The sequence below is a fragment of the Streptomyces sp. NPDC017225 genome, assembly GCF_044331465.1.
In the GTDB taxonomy this organism is placed as follows: Bacteria; Actinomycetota; Actinomycetes; order Streptomycetales; family Streptomycetaceae; genus Streptomyces.
This window is the reverse complement of sequence record NZ_JBIRNE010000002.1, coordinates 497,221-510,981: the sequence shown is the minus strand read 5'-3', so window position 1 is coordinate 510,981 and position 13,761 is coordinate 497,221. Positions and strand designations below refer to the sequence as shown.

Here is a 13,761-nt window from a genome sequence, read left to right as displayed (position 1 = left end):
ATGACCTCCTCCTCCCCCGCCCCCGGCCATCCTGCTCGCGGGGCCTCGCCGGCGCCCTACGACTTCGACACCCCGGTGGACCGGCACGGCACCTGGTGCACGCAGTGGGACTACGTCGAGGACCGCTTCGGCGTGCCCGGTCTGCTGCCCTTCACGATCTCCGACATGGACTTCGAGACCGCCCCGGAGGTCGTCGCGGCACTCCGCGCACGCCTGGACCACGGGGTCCTCGGCTACTCGCGGTGGCGCCAGGACGACTTCCTCTCCGCGATCGTCCACTGGTACGCGACGCGGCACGCCACGGACGTGGAGCCCGAGTCGGTCGTCTACGCGCCCTCCGTCGTCTACCAGGTCTCGCAGCTGCTGCGGCTGTGGTCACGCCCCGGTGACGGCGTGGTCGCCCACACACCCATGTACGACGCGTTCCCCAAGACGGTGGCGGCCCACGGACGTCGGCTCCGGCGGTGTCCGATGGACGACTGGGCGGAGTTCGAGCGGCTGCTGGCGCTCGACGACACGGCCGTACTGCTGCTGTGCTCACCGCACAATCCGACGGGCAGGGTGTGGTCGGCGGACGAACTGGACCGGATGGCCCGGCTGTGCGCGCGGTACGACGTGGCGGTCATCAGCGACGAGATCCACTCCGACCTCGCGTACGCGCCGCACGTCCACCGGCCCTGGGCCCGGCACGGTGGCGACGGCCGGTGGGCCGTGCTCACCTCGGCCTCCAAGTCGTTCAACATCCCGGCACTGACCGGCAGTTACGGAATCATCCGTGATCCCGCGACACGCGAGGCCTATCTGCGCCGGCTCAAGGAGGCGGACGGTCTCTCCTCCCCCGCGGTGCTGTCCCTGGTCGGCCACATCGCCGCGTACCGCGAGGGTGCGCCCTGGCTGGACGCCCTGCGCGGATACCTCGCGGGCAACCTCGCGATGGTGGCCGGCCGTCTCCGCGAGGAGTTCCCGCGGCTTCGCTGGGAGCCCCCGCAGGCGGGATACCTGGCCTGGATCGACCTGCGGCCTCTCGGCGTCGACGACGACGCGCTTCAGCGCGACCTCGTGGAGGTGGAGAAGGTGGCCGTCATGCCGGGGGGCACCTACGGCTGCCCGGGACGGGTGCGGCTCAATGTCGGGTGCCCTCGGTCGAAGGCGGAGGCGGGTGTCGAGGCCCTGGTGCGCGCGTTGCGCCGGATCACCGGGCCGGACGGAGCGACGACCCCGTCCTGAGGGGCCACCTGCCACCCGTGACGTCGGTGCACGGGTGGCAGGTGGCCACCGCCCCTCGGTCCCCGGTCCATCGCGGACCGGGGCGGCGGGGATCATTGTCCCGCTACGACGCCCTAGAACTCGTGACGGTGGACGGGGTGTCCACCGAGGTCAGCCTGCGGGACGAAGCACTACTGGCTCGTCCGCCGCCGGAACAGCACTCCCGTCGCCGCCACCGACGCCGCCGTGATCGCCGCGCACCATGCGAGCGCATGCCAGCCGCCGGCGCCCACCGGCTGGTCGAGCAGAAGACCGCGCATCGACTCGATCACCGGCGTGACCGGCTGGTGTTCGGCGAAGCCGCGCAGCCAGGACGGCATGGTGTCGATCGGTACGAAACCACTGGACGGATACGGCAGGAAGGCGATGAAGAAGGTGAAGCCCCCGGCCGCCTCCGGCGACCTGGCCACCAGACCGACCGCCGCCGACAGCCAGGACAGGGCCACGATGTAACAGACGAGCACGCCGATCGCCGCGAACCAGCCGGCCGCCGACGCCGCGGGGCGAAAGCCGATCGCCGTGGCCACGCCGAAGACGACGACGGTGGCCGCGATGTTGCGGGCGAGTGAGGCGGCGACGTGCCCGGCCAGAACGGACGTGCCACTGACGTCCATGGAGCGGAAGCGGTCGATGATGCCGCCGTGCATGTCGTTCGCGACGCCCATGGCGGTGTTGCCGGCACCGAAGCCCGCGCACAGCACGAGCACGCCGGGCACCACGTACTGCACGTACGTGGTGCCGGTGTCGATCGCCCCGCCGAAGAAACAGACGAAGACGAGCATCAGCATGACCGGCATCACCAGCGCGCTGATCAGCGCGTCGGGCGTACGGGCGCTGAGCCGGACGGACCTTCCGGTCATGGTGAGGACGTCAGACACGGGTGCGCTCCTTCCGCTGCGTGAGTCCGGTGCCGGTGCCGGTGAGGGCCAGGAAGACGTCGTCGAGGGTGGCACCGTGCACGGCGAAGCGCTCGACCAGTACGCGTTCGGGGTCGACGGCGTCGAGAAGTTCCCGGACGTGCGCGGCGCGAGGGCTCGTCGCCACCCCGAGCCGCAGTTCGTCGGGATCACGACGCACCACGAGTCCGCCGAGGAGCCGGTCCGCCTCCTCGTACGCGGCCCGCCCGGCGAGCGTCAGGACCAGTAGTTCGTCGGCCACTCGCAGCTTCAGCTCGGCAGCCGTGCCCTCGGCGACGATCCGGCCGCTGTCGATGAGCGCGATCCGGTCCGCGAGCCGGTCGGCCTCCTCCAGGTACTGGGTGGTGAGGAAGACCGTCACCCCGGACCCGGCCAGCTCCGCGATCAGCTGCCACACCTCCTGCCGGCTGCGCGGGTCGAGGCCGGTGGTCGGCTCGTCGAGGAAGATCACGGCGGGCTCGCCGACGAGCGAGGCGGCGAGGTCCAGACGGCGCCGCATGCCGCCGGAGTACGTGGCGACCCGGCGGCCGGCTCCATCGGTGAGCCGGAAGCGAATCAGCAGTTCCTCGGCGCGGGCGCGCGCGGCGGCACGGTCCAGACGGGCGAGGCGGCCCATCATGCGGAGGTTCTCGACCCCGGTGAGCTGCTCGTCGAGAGCGGCGTACTGCCCGGTCAGGCTGATCGACCTGCGTACGCGGGCTCGCTCGGTGACGACATCGTGCCCGGCCACCCGGGCGTCGCCGGCGTCGGCGGCGAGGAGGGTGGCGAGGATGCGGACGGTGGTGGTCTTGCCGGCGCCGTTCGGGCCGAGCAGGGCGAAGACGGTCCCGGGGGCGACGGTCAGACCGACGCCGCGCAGGACGTCGACTTCCCCGTAGGACTTGGTGAGGCCGCGGGCCTCGATGGCCGGTGTCATGGGTGCGGAGCTCCTCTGCGTATGCCATACACGCTACTGCGTAGACCATACACGTTTTTGCGTATGCCGTACACGGAACTGTGTATGACCTACACTCCGGCCCATGGAGAACGACGCATTCCCCGCCAGCGTGGAAGCGGCCTGGGGCCTGCGTGACCGCCCCCAGAAGGGCCCGAGGCGCGCACTGACCCTCGACGGGATCATCACGGCGGCCATCGCGGTCGCCGACGGCGAGGGGGCCGAAGCGGTCTCCATGAGCCGGGTCGCGAAGGAGCTCGGAGCATCGACCATGGCGCTCTACCGCTACGTGGCCACCAAGGACGAACTGGTGACCCTGATGGTCGACTCGGCCGTCGGCGCACCCCCGCCGCTGCCGGACGGCGTCACCGGATGGCGCGCGGGCCTCGAGTTCTGGTGCGTCGCCATGCGCGAGGCGATGCTCCGCCACCCCTGGGCGGTCCCGCTGGTGGCCGCGAGCGGCGGACCGCCCATCACCCCGAACCAGCTGGCCTGGCTCGACCAGAGCCTCCGGATCCTCTCCGGCACCCGCCTCGGCCACGGAGAGAAGATCGCGATCACGCTGCTGGTGAGCGGCCAGGTCCGCAGCGAGGTCGGCATCACCGCGATGCTGCTGCGGGACCCCGACGGCACGAAGCGGCGGCTGGCGGGCTACAAGGACTTCCTCCGCCGGGTGACCGGGAACGGCAGGCTTCCGGCGCTGCGCGAGGCCGTGGAGGACGGCGCCTTCGACAACCTGGACGCGGACGCCGCCGCCGGGAGCGACGACTTCGACGACTTCACCTTCGGTCTGCAGCGTGCGCTGGACGGGGTGGCGGCGTACGTGGCGGCGATGGGCGACGCCCCGGTCCCCCACTCCTCGCAGGGTGATCCGACCGAGGCGACGGCCGAGTAGGTCTTCGTCCGGGGCCGGGACCGGTGGAGGGCGTACCGGGGGTGTGTACCGACGTTCGGCCTCCGTACCCCGCCCCGGTCCCGCGTTCGCACCGGCTCGGGACTCGAGGGCACCGGCACGCTCAGCCCGGCGGCGGCCCTGCGTCGCCTTCCCCGTCGGCGACCCGCCCGCTCCCTCGGACCGCTCCGACCGCCACGCCGACGGCCTGGCCGGCCTGCGCGGTCGCGCCCAGCGGCCCGCCCGCCGCCCATGACACCATCCTCCGTGGTCGCCGAAGCAGGTCGCCGACCGGGGGAACGGGCGAATCCGCGAGACACTCCGCGGTCGGCCCGCCCGACCGGACGCCCGGGACGAGGAGTTGACAGGAGTTGACCATGGGGCCCCAGGACACATCGCAGACGCGGGACGCGCGGGACACGGCCAAGCGGCTGCGGACGATCGGCGACGAATTGTCGGACCGTTTCTACGAGCGGGCCGACGTGGTGCGGACGCTGGTGGTGACGCTGCTGGCCGGACAGCACTCGCTGGTGCTCGGCCCGCCCGGAACGGCGAAGTCCGAGATGGCCCGGGAACTCACGGCCCGGATCGAGGGGGCATCCTACTGGGAGATCCTCCTGTCGAAGTTCACCGCGCCGACGAGGATCTTCGGTCCCGTCGACGTGGCCGCGCTGGCCCGGGGCGAGTACCGGCAGGTCTACGACGGCCGTGCCACGACCGCGCACGTCGCCTTCATCGACGAGATCTTCAAGTGCTCGACGGCGGCGCTGAACGAGACGCTCGGTTACCTCAACGAACGGATCTACCACCCCGAGAGCGGTGGCGAACCGATCCGCTGCCCGCTGATCGGGGCCGTCACCGCGAGCAACGAACTGCCGAGCGGAGAGGACACCGCCGCCATCTACGACCGGCTGCTGGTACGGATCGAGGTCAAGTACCTGGAGGATCCCTCGAACTTCGCCGCGCTGGTCCGTTCCGCCGTCAGCCGCCCGGTCACGCCGGCGCGGACCACGGTCGAGCTGGCCGCGTTGCGGCAGGCCGTGGCCGAAGGCGTCCCTGCCGTGGACGTCCCCGACGCGATCGTGGACGCGGTGTGCACGCTGCGGGCCGCCCTGCGCCGCAAGGAACTCGTCGCCTCCGACCGCCGTTGGCGGCAGGCGGTTGGCCTGCTCCAGGCGTCCGCGTACCTCGACGACCGGACCGCGGTCACCGAGGCCGACCTGTCGGTGCTGACCCACGTGTTGTGGAACTCCCCCGCCGAACGCCCGATCGTCGAACGCGAGGTACTGCAACTGGTCAACCCCGACGCCAAGGAGGCGCTCGACCTCGCCGACACCATCGAAGAGCTGGAGGTACAGCTCGACGCGATGGCCGGGCAGTCCCGCGAGGCACTGAGCGAGTGGGTCATCAAGAAGGCCCACAACCAGCTCGCCATGGCGGGCAAGCGGCTGGAGACACTGCGCGAGGAGGCGGCGGGCGCCGGCCGCTCCACCGCCGCCATCGACCGGGTCACCGGCCGCCAGCGCGCCGTACGCGCCCGCGTCCTCACCGAGGCCCTCGGCGTGGACGCCAGCATGGTGCGGGCGCGGCTCTGAACACCGGCGCGACGAGGACGAGCAGGAGCATGGGCGAGACGACACCGAACAGGCTGGACGAGCTGGCCGGCCGGGCCGGCCCCTGGCCGGCCGTGACCGCCGGCCCCGCACGGCACACCGCCGCAGTGGTCGCGGACCGGTTCGACCGGATGGCGTGGCGCGACACCTACGAGCAGTCGGCCGGACTGCGCGACCTGGCCGAGGAACTCGACGAGCGCCACCACCACGCCACCGACCTCCTGGCCGACGCGTTCCTGGCCGCCTACAAGGTGGGACCGCGGGTGCGCGAGCCCACGGAGATGGACCCCTCCCGGCTGGTCAACCACCAGATCGTCGCCTCACTGCTGGAGTCCGCGGAGTTCGCCGAACTGCACCGTGAGACGGTCGGCGACCCCTACGCCGCCGCCATGGCCGTCCTGGCCCAGGCCACCGCGCTGCGCCGGATGCTGGACGGCTCCGAGGCCGCCCGCGAGCAGGCCGAGCGGGCGAGGCGGGCCGGGCGGGACGTCGCGGACGCGGCGACCGCGGTGTCCGACGCGCTCCAGCGGGCCGCCGACGAGGCCGCCGAGGACGGCACTGTGCCGGCTGCGGCGGCCGACGCCGTACAGCAGGCCGTCGAGGCCGCGGAGGCCGCCGACCGGGGCGTCGCCCAGGACGCCGCGCAGGCCCTCGCGGTGGCGGTCCCGGGCCTGCGTGGCACCGCGCGGAACGCGATGGCGAAGGCTGCCTCGTCGGCCCGGCGGGAGGCCGCGCTGATGCGGGCGTGGGGCGTCGGTTCCGGCGAGCTGGAGCGGATGCCGTTCGACCGGCGTGCCCGGCTCGCCGAGCGGCTGCGCACCAGCCGGCTCGCACAGTGGGCCGAACTGATCGGCCGCTTCCGGCAGATGGCCGACGGTGAGCGCGCCCGCAAGGTGGAGAACGCCACCGGGGAGCTGGTCGGCGTCACGCTCGGCGACGACCTCTCCCGCGTCATCCCCTCCGAGCTGGCCAACCTCGGACTGCCCGAACTGCGCGCGGTGTTCGCCGCGCGTTACGCCGCCGGGGAGCTGATGCTCTACGACAGCCAGGGCGAGCAGGCCACCGGCCGGGGTGCGGTCATCGCGTGCGTGGACACCTCGCACTCCATGTACGAGGCGGGGCCCGGCGGAATCACCCGGGAGGCGTGGGCCAAGGCGTGCGCCCTGGCGCTGCTGGACCAGGCCCGCCACGCGGGGCGCGACTTCGTCGGCATCCTGTTCTCCGCCGCCGACAAGCTCCAGGTCTTCCGCTTCCCGGCCGACCGGCCCGCCGGCCTCGCGCGGACCCTCGACTTCGCGGAGACCTTCCTCGGCGGCGGCACCAGCTACCAGAGGCCGCTGACAGCGGCGAGCGAGATCCTCGAGGAGGAGTTCAACGACGCCGCCCGTACCCGCGGCGACATCGTGATGCTCACCGACGACGACTGCGGCGTCACCGAGGAATGGATGCGCTCCTGGAACGAGTCCAAACGCCTGCTCGGCTTCCGGGTCTTCGGCGTCGCGATCGGCGCCCCGCGCGTCGCCGAGGAGGGCTCGGTGCTGGAGGCTCTGTGCGACAACCTGCGCTCCGTCGAGGATTTCACCGACGTCCACGCCGCCGCCGATCTCTTCCGCGTGATCTGACGAGAAGGCACAAGCCCGCTTCGTCTTCCCGCCCCGGGCGGGTGCCGCCGGCGAGCGCGCCGCCGCCCGGCACCGCGCCGTCCGAACTGCCGAACGCCCGCCCGGGGGTTGCCCGAGCCACGCGCGGGTACCCCGCCGACCTTGGGAGGAGAAAGGAGAGTCGTGTCTGACGAAAACGTGAGGAACGTCTTCGTGGTGGGTCTCGACGAGACCAATCTTCCGACGCTCAAGGCCGTGCCGGGCGCGGATTCGCTTCGCTTCCACGGCCTTCTGACGGTCGAGGAGCTACAGGACGGGGAGGTTTCGCTACCCGAGGTGATCGAGAAGGCACAGCAGGTCCTGGACGCCTTCGACGGAAGCATCGACGCGATCGTCGGCTACTGGGACTTCCCGGTCAGCACCCTGGTACCGATCCTCGGAGCCCGCTACGGCACCCGCACCACGAGCCTGGCGTCGGTGGTCAAGTGCGAGCACAAGTACTGGAGCAGGCTCGAGCAGCAGAAGGTGACGGACCGCCATCCACGCTTCGGCCGGGTCGACCTGGAGGCCGACCCACCGCGTCCTCCGGACGGCCTGCGGTTCCCGATGTGGCTCAAACCGGCGTTGTCCTACTCCTCCGAACTCGCCTTCGGCGTGGACGACGAGGAGGAGTTCGGGGCCGCCGTCACCGAGATACGCGAGGGCATCTCCCGCATCGGCCGTCCGTTCGAGCACATCCTCGACCAGGTCGACCTGCCGCCGGAGATGGACGGCGTCGGCGGCCGGGTCTGCCTCGCCGAAGAGGCTCTGTCGGGTGTCCAGGTCGCCGTGGAGGGCTACGTCCGCCAGGGCGAAGTGACCGTCTACGGCACGCTGGACTCCATCGACTACCCCGGTTCGCCGTGCTTCCTGCGCCACCAGTACCCGTCCATGCTGCCCCCGCAGGTGATCGAACGGCTGCACACCGTCACCGAGCGGGTCATGCGCCGAATCGGCTTCGACTCCGCGACGTTCAGCGTGGAGTACTTCTACGATCCCGGAAGCCAGGACATCAGCCTGCTGGAGATCAACCCGCGCCACTCGCAGTCGCACGCGGAGCTCTTCGAGTACGTGGACGGCGTGCCCAACCACCACTGCATGCTCGCCCTCGCCCTCGGTCAGGACCCGCGCATGCCGCACCGGCAGGGGCCGTACGCGATGGCGGCGAAGTGGTACCACCGGTGGTTCACGGACGGCGTCGTGCGCCATGTCCCCACCGCCGAGGACATCGCCCGTATCGAACGCGAGATCCCGGGTGTGCGGATCGAAGTCCTGCCCGAACGGGGGCAGCGGCTGTCCGACCTGTCCCAGCAGGACAGTTACAGCTATGAGCTCGCGCACATCTTCACCGGCGGCGACGACGAGGAGGACATGCGCAGGAAGTACGACCAGTGCGTCGCCGCCCTGGGCCTGACCTTCGACGAGCCCACGGAAGCAGCGCGAGGACCGCGAGAGTAAGGAGCGCCGGTCATGCGTCATGTGACCCACCTGCCCTTCACCACGAAGGAAGAGGAACACGTCGTCATCCCCATGTCCGACGGCGTCCGCCTGTCGGCGCGCGTCTGGCGCCCCACGTCGTCGGACCACGAGCCCGTGCCCGCGGTGCTGGAGTACATCCCGTACCGCAAGCGGGACCTCACCGCCGTACGCGACTCCGTCCACCACCCCTACATCGCCGGGCACGGCTACGCCTGCGTCCGCGTCGACCTGCGTGGCACCGGCGAGTCGGAGGGAGTGCTGCGGGACGAGTACCTGGAGGTGGAACAGAGGGACGCCGAGGAGGTGCTGGCCTGGCTCGCCGAGCAGCCCTGGTGCGACGGCGGCACGGGGATGATGGGCCTGTCCTGGGGGGCGTTCGCGGCCCTCCAGGTGGCGGCCAGGCGGCCGCCGAGCCTGAAGGCCGTGGTCATCGCCTCCTTCACCGACGACCGGCACGCGGACGACATGCACTACATGGGCGGAGCCATGCTGTCGGACAACCTGGCCGAGGCGGGCACCATGTTCGCCTACGCCACCTGTCCGCCCGATCCCGCCGTGGTCGGCGACAGCTGGCGCGACATGTGGCACGAACGCCTGGAGCACTCCCGGCCCTGGGTCCTTCCATGGCTGCGCCACCAGCGTCTGGACGACTACTGGCGGCACGCCTCGGTCGCCGAGAACTACCAGGACGTGCAGTGCCCGGTGCTGGCGTCCAGCGGCTGGGCGGACGGCTACTCCAACGCCGTCACACGGCTGCTCGCCCACCTGGACGTGCCGCGCAAGGGGCTCATCGGCCCCTGGTCGCACAAGTTCCCGCACCTCGGCGAGCCGGGCCCCGCCATCGGCTATCTCCAGGAGGTGGTGCGTTGGTGGGACCACTGGCTCAAGGGCGTGGACAACGGCGTCATGGACGAGCCGATGCTGCGGACGTGGATGCAGGACAGCGTCCCGCCGTCCACGTCGTACGAGGAACGGCCGGGGCGCTGGGTGGCGGAGCCGTGCTGGCCGTCACCGCACGTCCGTCCGACCACGCACACGCTCACCCGGCACCGGATCGCGCCTCCCGGCGAGCCGCGCGAGGAGACGGCGGGGGACGGGGACGGCGAGGCGCTCACCGTGCGGTCACCCTTGTCCGTCGGTCAGTTCGCGGGCAAGTGGGCCTCGTACAACGCGCCACCGGACCTGCCCTACGACCAGCGTGAGGAGGACGGCGGCTCACTCGTCTTCGAGACCGAACCGCTCACCGAGCGGCTGGAGATCCTCGGATCGCCCACCGTCGACCTCGACCTGTCCGTCGATCAGCCGGTCGCCATGGTGGCCGCACGCCTGTCGGACGTCCACCCCGACGGAGCCGCCACCCGGGTCACCTACGGCTTGCTGAACCTCACCAGGCTGGACAGCGCGGAGCGGCCCGAACCGCTGGAGCCCGGACGTCGCTACCGCGCCACCGTCCACCTCAACGGAGTGGCGCAGAGTTTCCCGCCCGGGCACCGCGTCCGTCTCTCCCTGTCCACGTCCTACTGGCCGCTCGCCTGGCCACCGCCGAAGCCGGCCACGCTCGGCGTCCACGGCGGTTCCAGCACACTGACCCTCCCGGTCCGCCCCCCGGAGAAGGCCGACGACGACCGGGCCACGCCGTTCGGCGAGCCGGAGGGCACCCCGCCCCTCGTCACCACCACGCTGACGCCCCCGGAGGAACGCTGGGACGTGAAGCGCGATCTGGTCGGCTACAACGCCGAGCTGGAGACCGTGAAGGACCGTGGCACCGTCCGCTTCGAGGAGATCGGCCTGGACGTCGGCCGCCGCGCCCACGAACGCTACGCCTCCGTCGCCGACGACTTCACGTCCGTCAGCGGTGAGTCCACCTGGACCATGGAGTTCCGGCGCGACGACTGGGACGTCCGCGTGGTGACGCACACACGTCTCACCTGCGACGAGAACAGCTTCTTCGTCGACGCCACGCTGGACGGCTACGAAGACGACCGGCGGGTGTTCTCCCGCACCTGGAACGAGTCGGTGCCCCGCGATCTGCTCTAGCGGGCGTCGCTTTCTGAGGCCTCGACGATGTGGAATGGGCGGATGAACTCTCCTACGGAGGGCGCCGAGCGCCCGGAACGCGTCCGCCCCGCCGCCCACAGCCTCACCGGTGTGGGCCTCGCCGTCCTCGACCCCGCCGGACGGGTCCTGCTCGGCCTCGGCCACGACGGACGCTGGGAACTGCCGGGCGGCAAGGTCGACACCGGTGAGGACTTCGAGACGGCCGCCGGGCGCGAACTGGCGGAGGAGACCGGGCTCGTCGTGTCCGCGTCCGACATCCGGGTGATGGCGGTCCTCGTCGACGGCCTGGGCGGGCTGCCCAGGGTGACGGCCGCTGCCGTCACCCGGCGGGCCGCGGGTACGCCCCGGGTCACCGAGCCGGACAAGATCGCGCGCTGGGAGTGGTTCGACCGCAGCGCCGTCCCGTCCTCGCTCTTTCCTCCGTCCGCCTGGGTCCTGGACTGCCTGTGGCCCCAAGCCGCACCACGAGGAGCCGCCGGGGTACGTCACTACGAGGTGCTCGCCGACCGGGTCCGCGGGAGTGGGGCGGGTGAGTTCAACGGAGTACTTCCCTGAGCCGGTCGCACACCCGCCGCACGTCCGCCGCACGTCCGCCGCCTCGGGGAAGCACCCCGCCTCCCCCATGGCCACCTGCAGCGCGGGGCCGCAGGCGGCGAACCGGGTCATGTCCTGTGCTCCCGCGGGCTGTACGACGAAGTGGATGTGGCCGGGAACCCCGCCGGCGTGCGACCACAGGCACACGTACACCTGCTCCGGGTCCATCACCTCGGTGACGGCGGCGCTCACCCTTTGCAGCAGGGGTCCCAGCTCGCCGGCCTCCCGCGCCGTCAACCCGGCGACGTGCACCACGTGCCGGGCCGGTTTGACGACGACGGTGCCCAGGCCGAGCGGCCCCACGCAGTGCTCGACCACCCATGACCCGGTCCGCAGCACGCTCCCGCCCGGCAGCGGGGTCCTGCCGAACATGAGGTCCCAGGCCGGACATCCGCCGCCCGCACCCGCCGGGTCCTCAGCCATGCCGCTCCTCCTGCGCAGGCGCCGGACGCCTCCCGGCTGCCACGCGGCATTCGATCACGGCAGCCCGCCCCCGAGGAAAGTACTCCGCGCACCGGCCCGGCGTCAGGCCGTGGCCGTGCCCGTGGCCGTCGTGAACGGCAGTACGAGCCGGGTCGCCGACCGGCCGTGTCAGCCGGGGTCCCGCTCGCGAACGCCTCGGAGGTCCACGACGCGCGCCGTCCGCCGCAGGGTGCCGCGCGGCGGTCCGACGGTGCCGGCGGCGAACCGGGCCGGAAAAAGATTCGGCGGCGATGTCGAGAACCCGTGCCCGGCTCCGTCCCCGGGGTGAACGCGACCACAATGGGTCGTACCAGCACCGAGGAGAGACACCATGGCGAAGTACCTGCTGCTGAAGCACTACCGCGGCGCCCCGGCTCCGGTCAACGACGTCCCCATGGACCAGTGGACGCCTCAGGAGATCTCGGCCCACGTGCAGTACATGAACGACTTCGCGGCCCGGCTCGAGAAGACCGGCGAGTTCGTCGACGGCCAGGCGCTCGCCCCCGAGGGCACGTTCGTCCGGTACGACGGTGCGGGGCGCCCGCCGGTCACCGACGGTCCGTTCGCCGAGACCAAGGACCTGATCGCCGGCTGGATGGTGATCGACGTGGACAGCTACGAACGCGCCCTGGAGCTGGCCGGCGAACTGTCGGCCGCCCCCGGTGCGGGCGGGAAGCCGATCCACGAGTGGCTGGAGCTGCGCCCGTTCCTCGCCGCGCCGCCCACCGTCACGGAGTGACCTCGTCGATGGACGAGGCCCTGCTCCGGAGCCTCACGCCGAGCGTGCTCGGCATCCTCGTCCGCCGCGGAGCCGACTTCGCGGCGGCCGAGGACGCCGTGCAGGAGGCGCTGACAGAAGCGGTCCGGGTCTGGCCTGCCGACCCGCCCCGGGACCCCAAGGGCTGGCTGGTCACCGTGGCCTGGCGGCGGTTCCTCGACGCGACCCGGGCGGACCTGGCCCGCCGTCGCCGTGAGGGCCTCGTCGACGAGGAGCCGGCGCCCGGGCCCGCTGCGGCGGTGGACGACACCCTCCAGCTGTACTTCCTGTGCGCGCACCCGTCGCTGACGCCGTCGTCCGCGGTCGCCCTCACGCTGCGCGCCGTCGGCGGGCTGACCACGCGCCAGATCGCCCGGGCCTACCTGGTGCCGGAGGCCACCATGGCGCAGCGGATCAGCCGGGCCAAGCGCACCGTCTCCGGGGTGCGCTTCGACCGGCCCGGCGACGTCGCCACCGTGCTGCGCGTCCTCTACCTGGTCTTCAACGAGGGCTACTCCGGGGACGTCGACCTCGCCGCCGAGGCCGTCCGGCTCACCCGGCAGCTCGCGACCGCGATCGACCACCCCGAGGTGGCGGGGCTGCTCGCGCTCATGCTGCTGCACCATGCCCGGCGCGCCGCCCGGACGGCGCCCGACGGCAGCCTGGTGCCGCTGGCCGAGCAGGACCGCGAGCGGTGGGACACCGAGTCGATCGCCGAGGGCGTGGCGATTCTGCAGGCGGCCCTCGCCCGCGACCGGCTGGGCGAGTTCCAGGCCCAGGCCGCCGTCGCGGCACTCCACGCCGACGCGTCCACCGCCGAGGAGACCGACTGGGTGCAGATCGTCGAGTGGTACGACGAGCTCGCGCGGCTGACCGACAGCCCGGTCGTCCGGCTCAACCGTGCGGTGGCCGTCGGTGAGGCCGACGGGCCACGGGCCGGACTCGCCGCGCTCGCCGCGCTGGACGGCTCGCTGCCCCGGCACACCGCGGTGGCGGCGTACCTCCACGAGCGCGACGGTGACCTGGTGACCGCGGCGCGGCTGTACGCCGAGGCCGCCCGGAAGGCACCCAACCTCGCCGAGCGCGACCATCTGACGCGTCAGGCGGCGCGGCTCAACTCCGGGCGGCGTCACTGACGGGTCGCGCTCG

Annotated in this window: 11 protein-coding genes; 9 read left to right on the top strand and 2 right to left on the bottom strand. The window is 72.1% G+C overall.

What is annotated here, in order from left to right:
- Nucleotides 1-1,227 (top strand): MalY/PatB family protein, encoded by a 1,227-nt coding sequence (locus tag ACH4NX_RS06035; protein WP_351391031.1) that lies wholly within the window; start codon nucleotides 1-3, stop codon nucleotides 1,225-1,227.
- Nucleotides 1,228-1,397: 170 nt separating this feature from the next.
- On the opposite strand, the gene ACH4NX_RS06030 is transcribed toward ACH4NX_RS06035, so the two are convergent.
- Entirely contained in the window at nucleotides 1,398-2,126 is a 729-nt protein-coding gene (locus tag ACH4NX_RS06030; RefSeq protein ID WP_351391332.1) for an ABC transporter permease, read from the bottom strand.
- Nucleotides 2,127-2,136: 10 nt separating this feature from the next.
- Complete coding sequence (locus tag ACH4NX_RS06025) at nucleotides 2,137-3,099, bottom strand: ATP-binding cassette domain-containing protein (RefSeq protein ID WP_351391033.1); 963 nt, start codon at nucleotides 3,097-3,099, stop codon at nucleotides 2,137-2,139.
- A gap of 103 nt (nucleotides 3,100-3,202) precedes the next feature.
- Here ACH4NX_RS06025 and ACH4NX_RS06020 point away from each other — a divergent pair, with 103 nt between their 5' ends.
- From ACH4NX_RS06020 to ACH4NX_RS05985, 8 genes are all read left to right on the top strand, one after another.
- Nucleotides 3,203-4,012 (top strand): TetR/AcrR family transcriptional regulator, encoded by an 810-nt coding sequence (locus ACH4NX_RS06020; protein WP_351391035.1) that lies wholly within the window; start codon nucleotides 3,203-3,205, stop codon nucleotides 4,010-4,012.
- A gap of 374 nt (nucleotides 4,013-4,386) precedes the next feature.
- The gene (locus ACH4NX_RS06015) at nucleotides 4,387-5,604 is read left to right on the top strand and encodes an AAA family ATPase (RefSeq protein WP_398126874.1); all 1,218 of its coding nucleotides are present in this window, start codon (nucleotides 4,387-4,389) and stop codon (nucleotides 5,602-5,604) included.
- Nucleotides 5,605-5,633: 29 nt separating this feature from the next.
- On the top strand, nucleotides 5,634-7,244 hold the full coding sequence (locus ACH4NX_RS06010) for a VWA domain-containing protein (RefSeq protein WP_398126875.1): 1,611 nt from the start codon (nucleotides 5,634-5,636) through the stop codon (nucleotides 7,242-7,244).
- Between the two features lie 162 nt (nucleotides 7,245-7,406).
- Nucleotides 7,407-8,720, top strand: a complete 1,314-nt coding sequence (locus tag ACH4NX_RS06005) for an ATP-grasp domain-containing protein (protein WP_351391040.1) — start codon at nucleotides 7,407-7,409, stop codon at nucleotides 8,718-8,720.
- Nucleotides 8,721-8,732: 12 nt separating this feature from the next.
- Nucleotides 8,733-10,778: a CocE/NonD family hydrolase gene (locus tag ACH4NX_RS06000; protein WP_351391041.1), complete on the top strand. Its 2,046-nt coding sequence runs from the start codon at nucleotides 8,733-8,735 to the stop codon at nucleotides 10,776-10,778.
- 42 nt (nucleotides 10,779-10,820) lie between these two features.
- Nucleotides 10,821-11,354 carry an NUDIX hydrolase gene (locus ACH4NX_RS05995; RefSeq protein ID WP_398126876.1) on the top strand — a complete coding sequence of 178 codons (534 nt, stop codon included), beginning with the start codon at nucleotides 10,821-10,823 and terminating at the stop codon, nucleotides 11,352-11,354.
- 832 nt (nucleotides 11,355-12,186) lie between these two features.
- The gene (locus ACH4NX_RS05990; RefSeq protein WP_351391045.1) at nucleotides 12,187-12,594 is read left to right on the top strand and encodes a YciI family protein; all 408 of its coding nucleotides are present in this window, start codon (nucleotides 12,187-12,189) and stop codon (nucleotides 12,592-12,594) included.
- A gap of 8 nt (nucleotides 12,595-12,602) precedes the next feature.
- Nucleotides 12,603-13,748 carry a DUF6596 domain-containing protein gene (locus ACH4NX_RS05985; protein WP_351391335.1) on the top strand — a complete coding sequence of 382 codons (1,146 nt, stop codon included), beginning with the start codon at nucleotides 12,603-12,605 and terminating at the stop codon, nucleotides 13,746-13,748.
- Nucleotides 13,749-13,761 lie beyond the last annotated feature (13 nt).

Coding starts and splice junctions, on each gene's coding strand:
- ACH4NX_RS06035 (WP_351391031.1), top strand. CDS start 1: ATGACCTCCTCCTCCCCCGCCCCCGGCCATCCTGCTCGCGGGGCCTCG.
- ACH4NX_RS06030 (WP_351391332.1), bottom strand. CDS start 2,126: ATGACCGGAAGGTCCGTCCGGCTCAGCGCCCGTACGCCCGACGCGCTG.
- ACH4NX_RS06025 (WP_351391033.1), bottom strand. CDS start 3,099: ATGACACCGGCCATCGAGGCCCGCGGCCTCACCAAGTCCTACGGGGAA.
- ACH4NX_RS06020 (WP_351391035.1), top strand. CDS start 3,203: ATGGAGAACGACGCATTCCCCGCCAGCGTGGAAGCGGCCTGGGGCCTG.
- ACH4NX_RS06015 (WP_398126874.1), top strand. CDS start 4,387: ATGGGGCCCCAGGACACATCGCAGACGCGGGACGCGCGGGACACGGCC.
- ACH4NX_RS06010 (WP_398126875.1), top strand. CDS start 5,634: ATGGGCGAGACGACACCGAACAGGCTGGACGAGCTGGCCGGCCGGGCC.
- ACH4NX_RS06000 (WP_351391041.1), top strand. CDS start 8,733: ATGCGTCATGTGACCCACCTGCCCTTCACCACGAAGGAAGAGGAACAC.
- ACH4NX_RS05995 (WP_398126876.1), top strand. CDS start 10,821: ATGAACTCTCCTACGGAGGGCGCCGAGCGCCCGGAACGCGTCCGCCCC.
- ACH4NX_RS05990 (WP_351391045.1), top strand. CDS start 12,187: ATGGCGAAGTACCTGCTGCTGAAGCACTACCGCGGCGCCCCGGCTCCG.
- ACH4NX_RS05985 (WP_351391335.1), top strand. CDS start 12,603: ATGGACGAGGCCCTGCTCCGGAGCCTCACGCCGAGCGTGCTCGGCATC.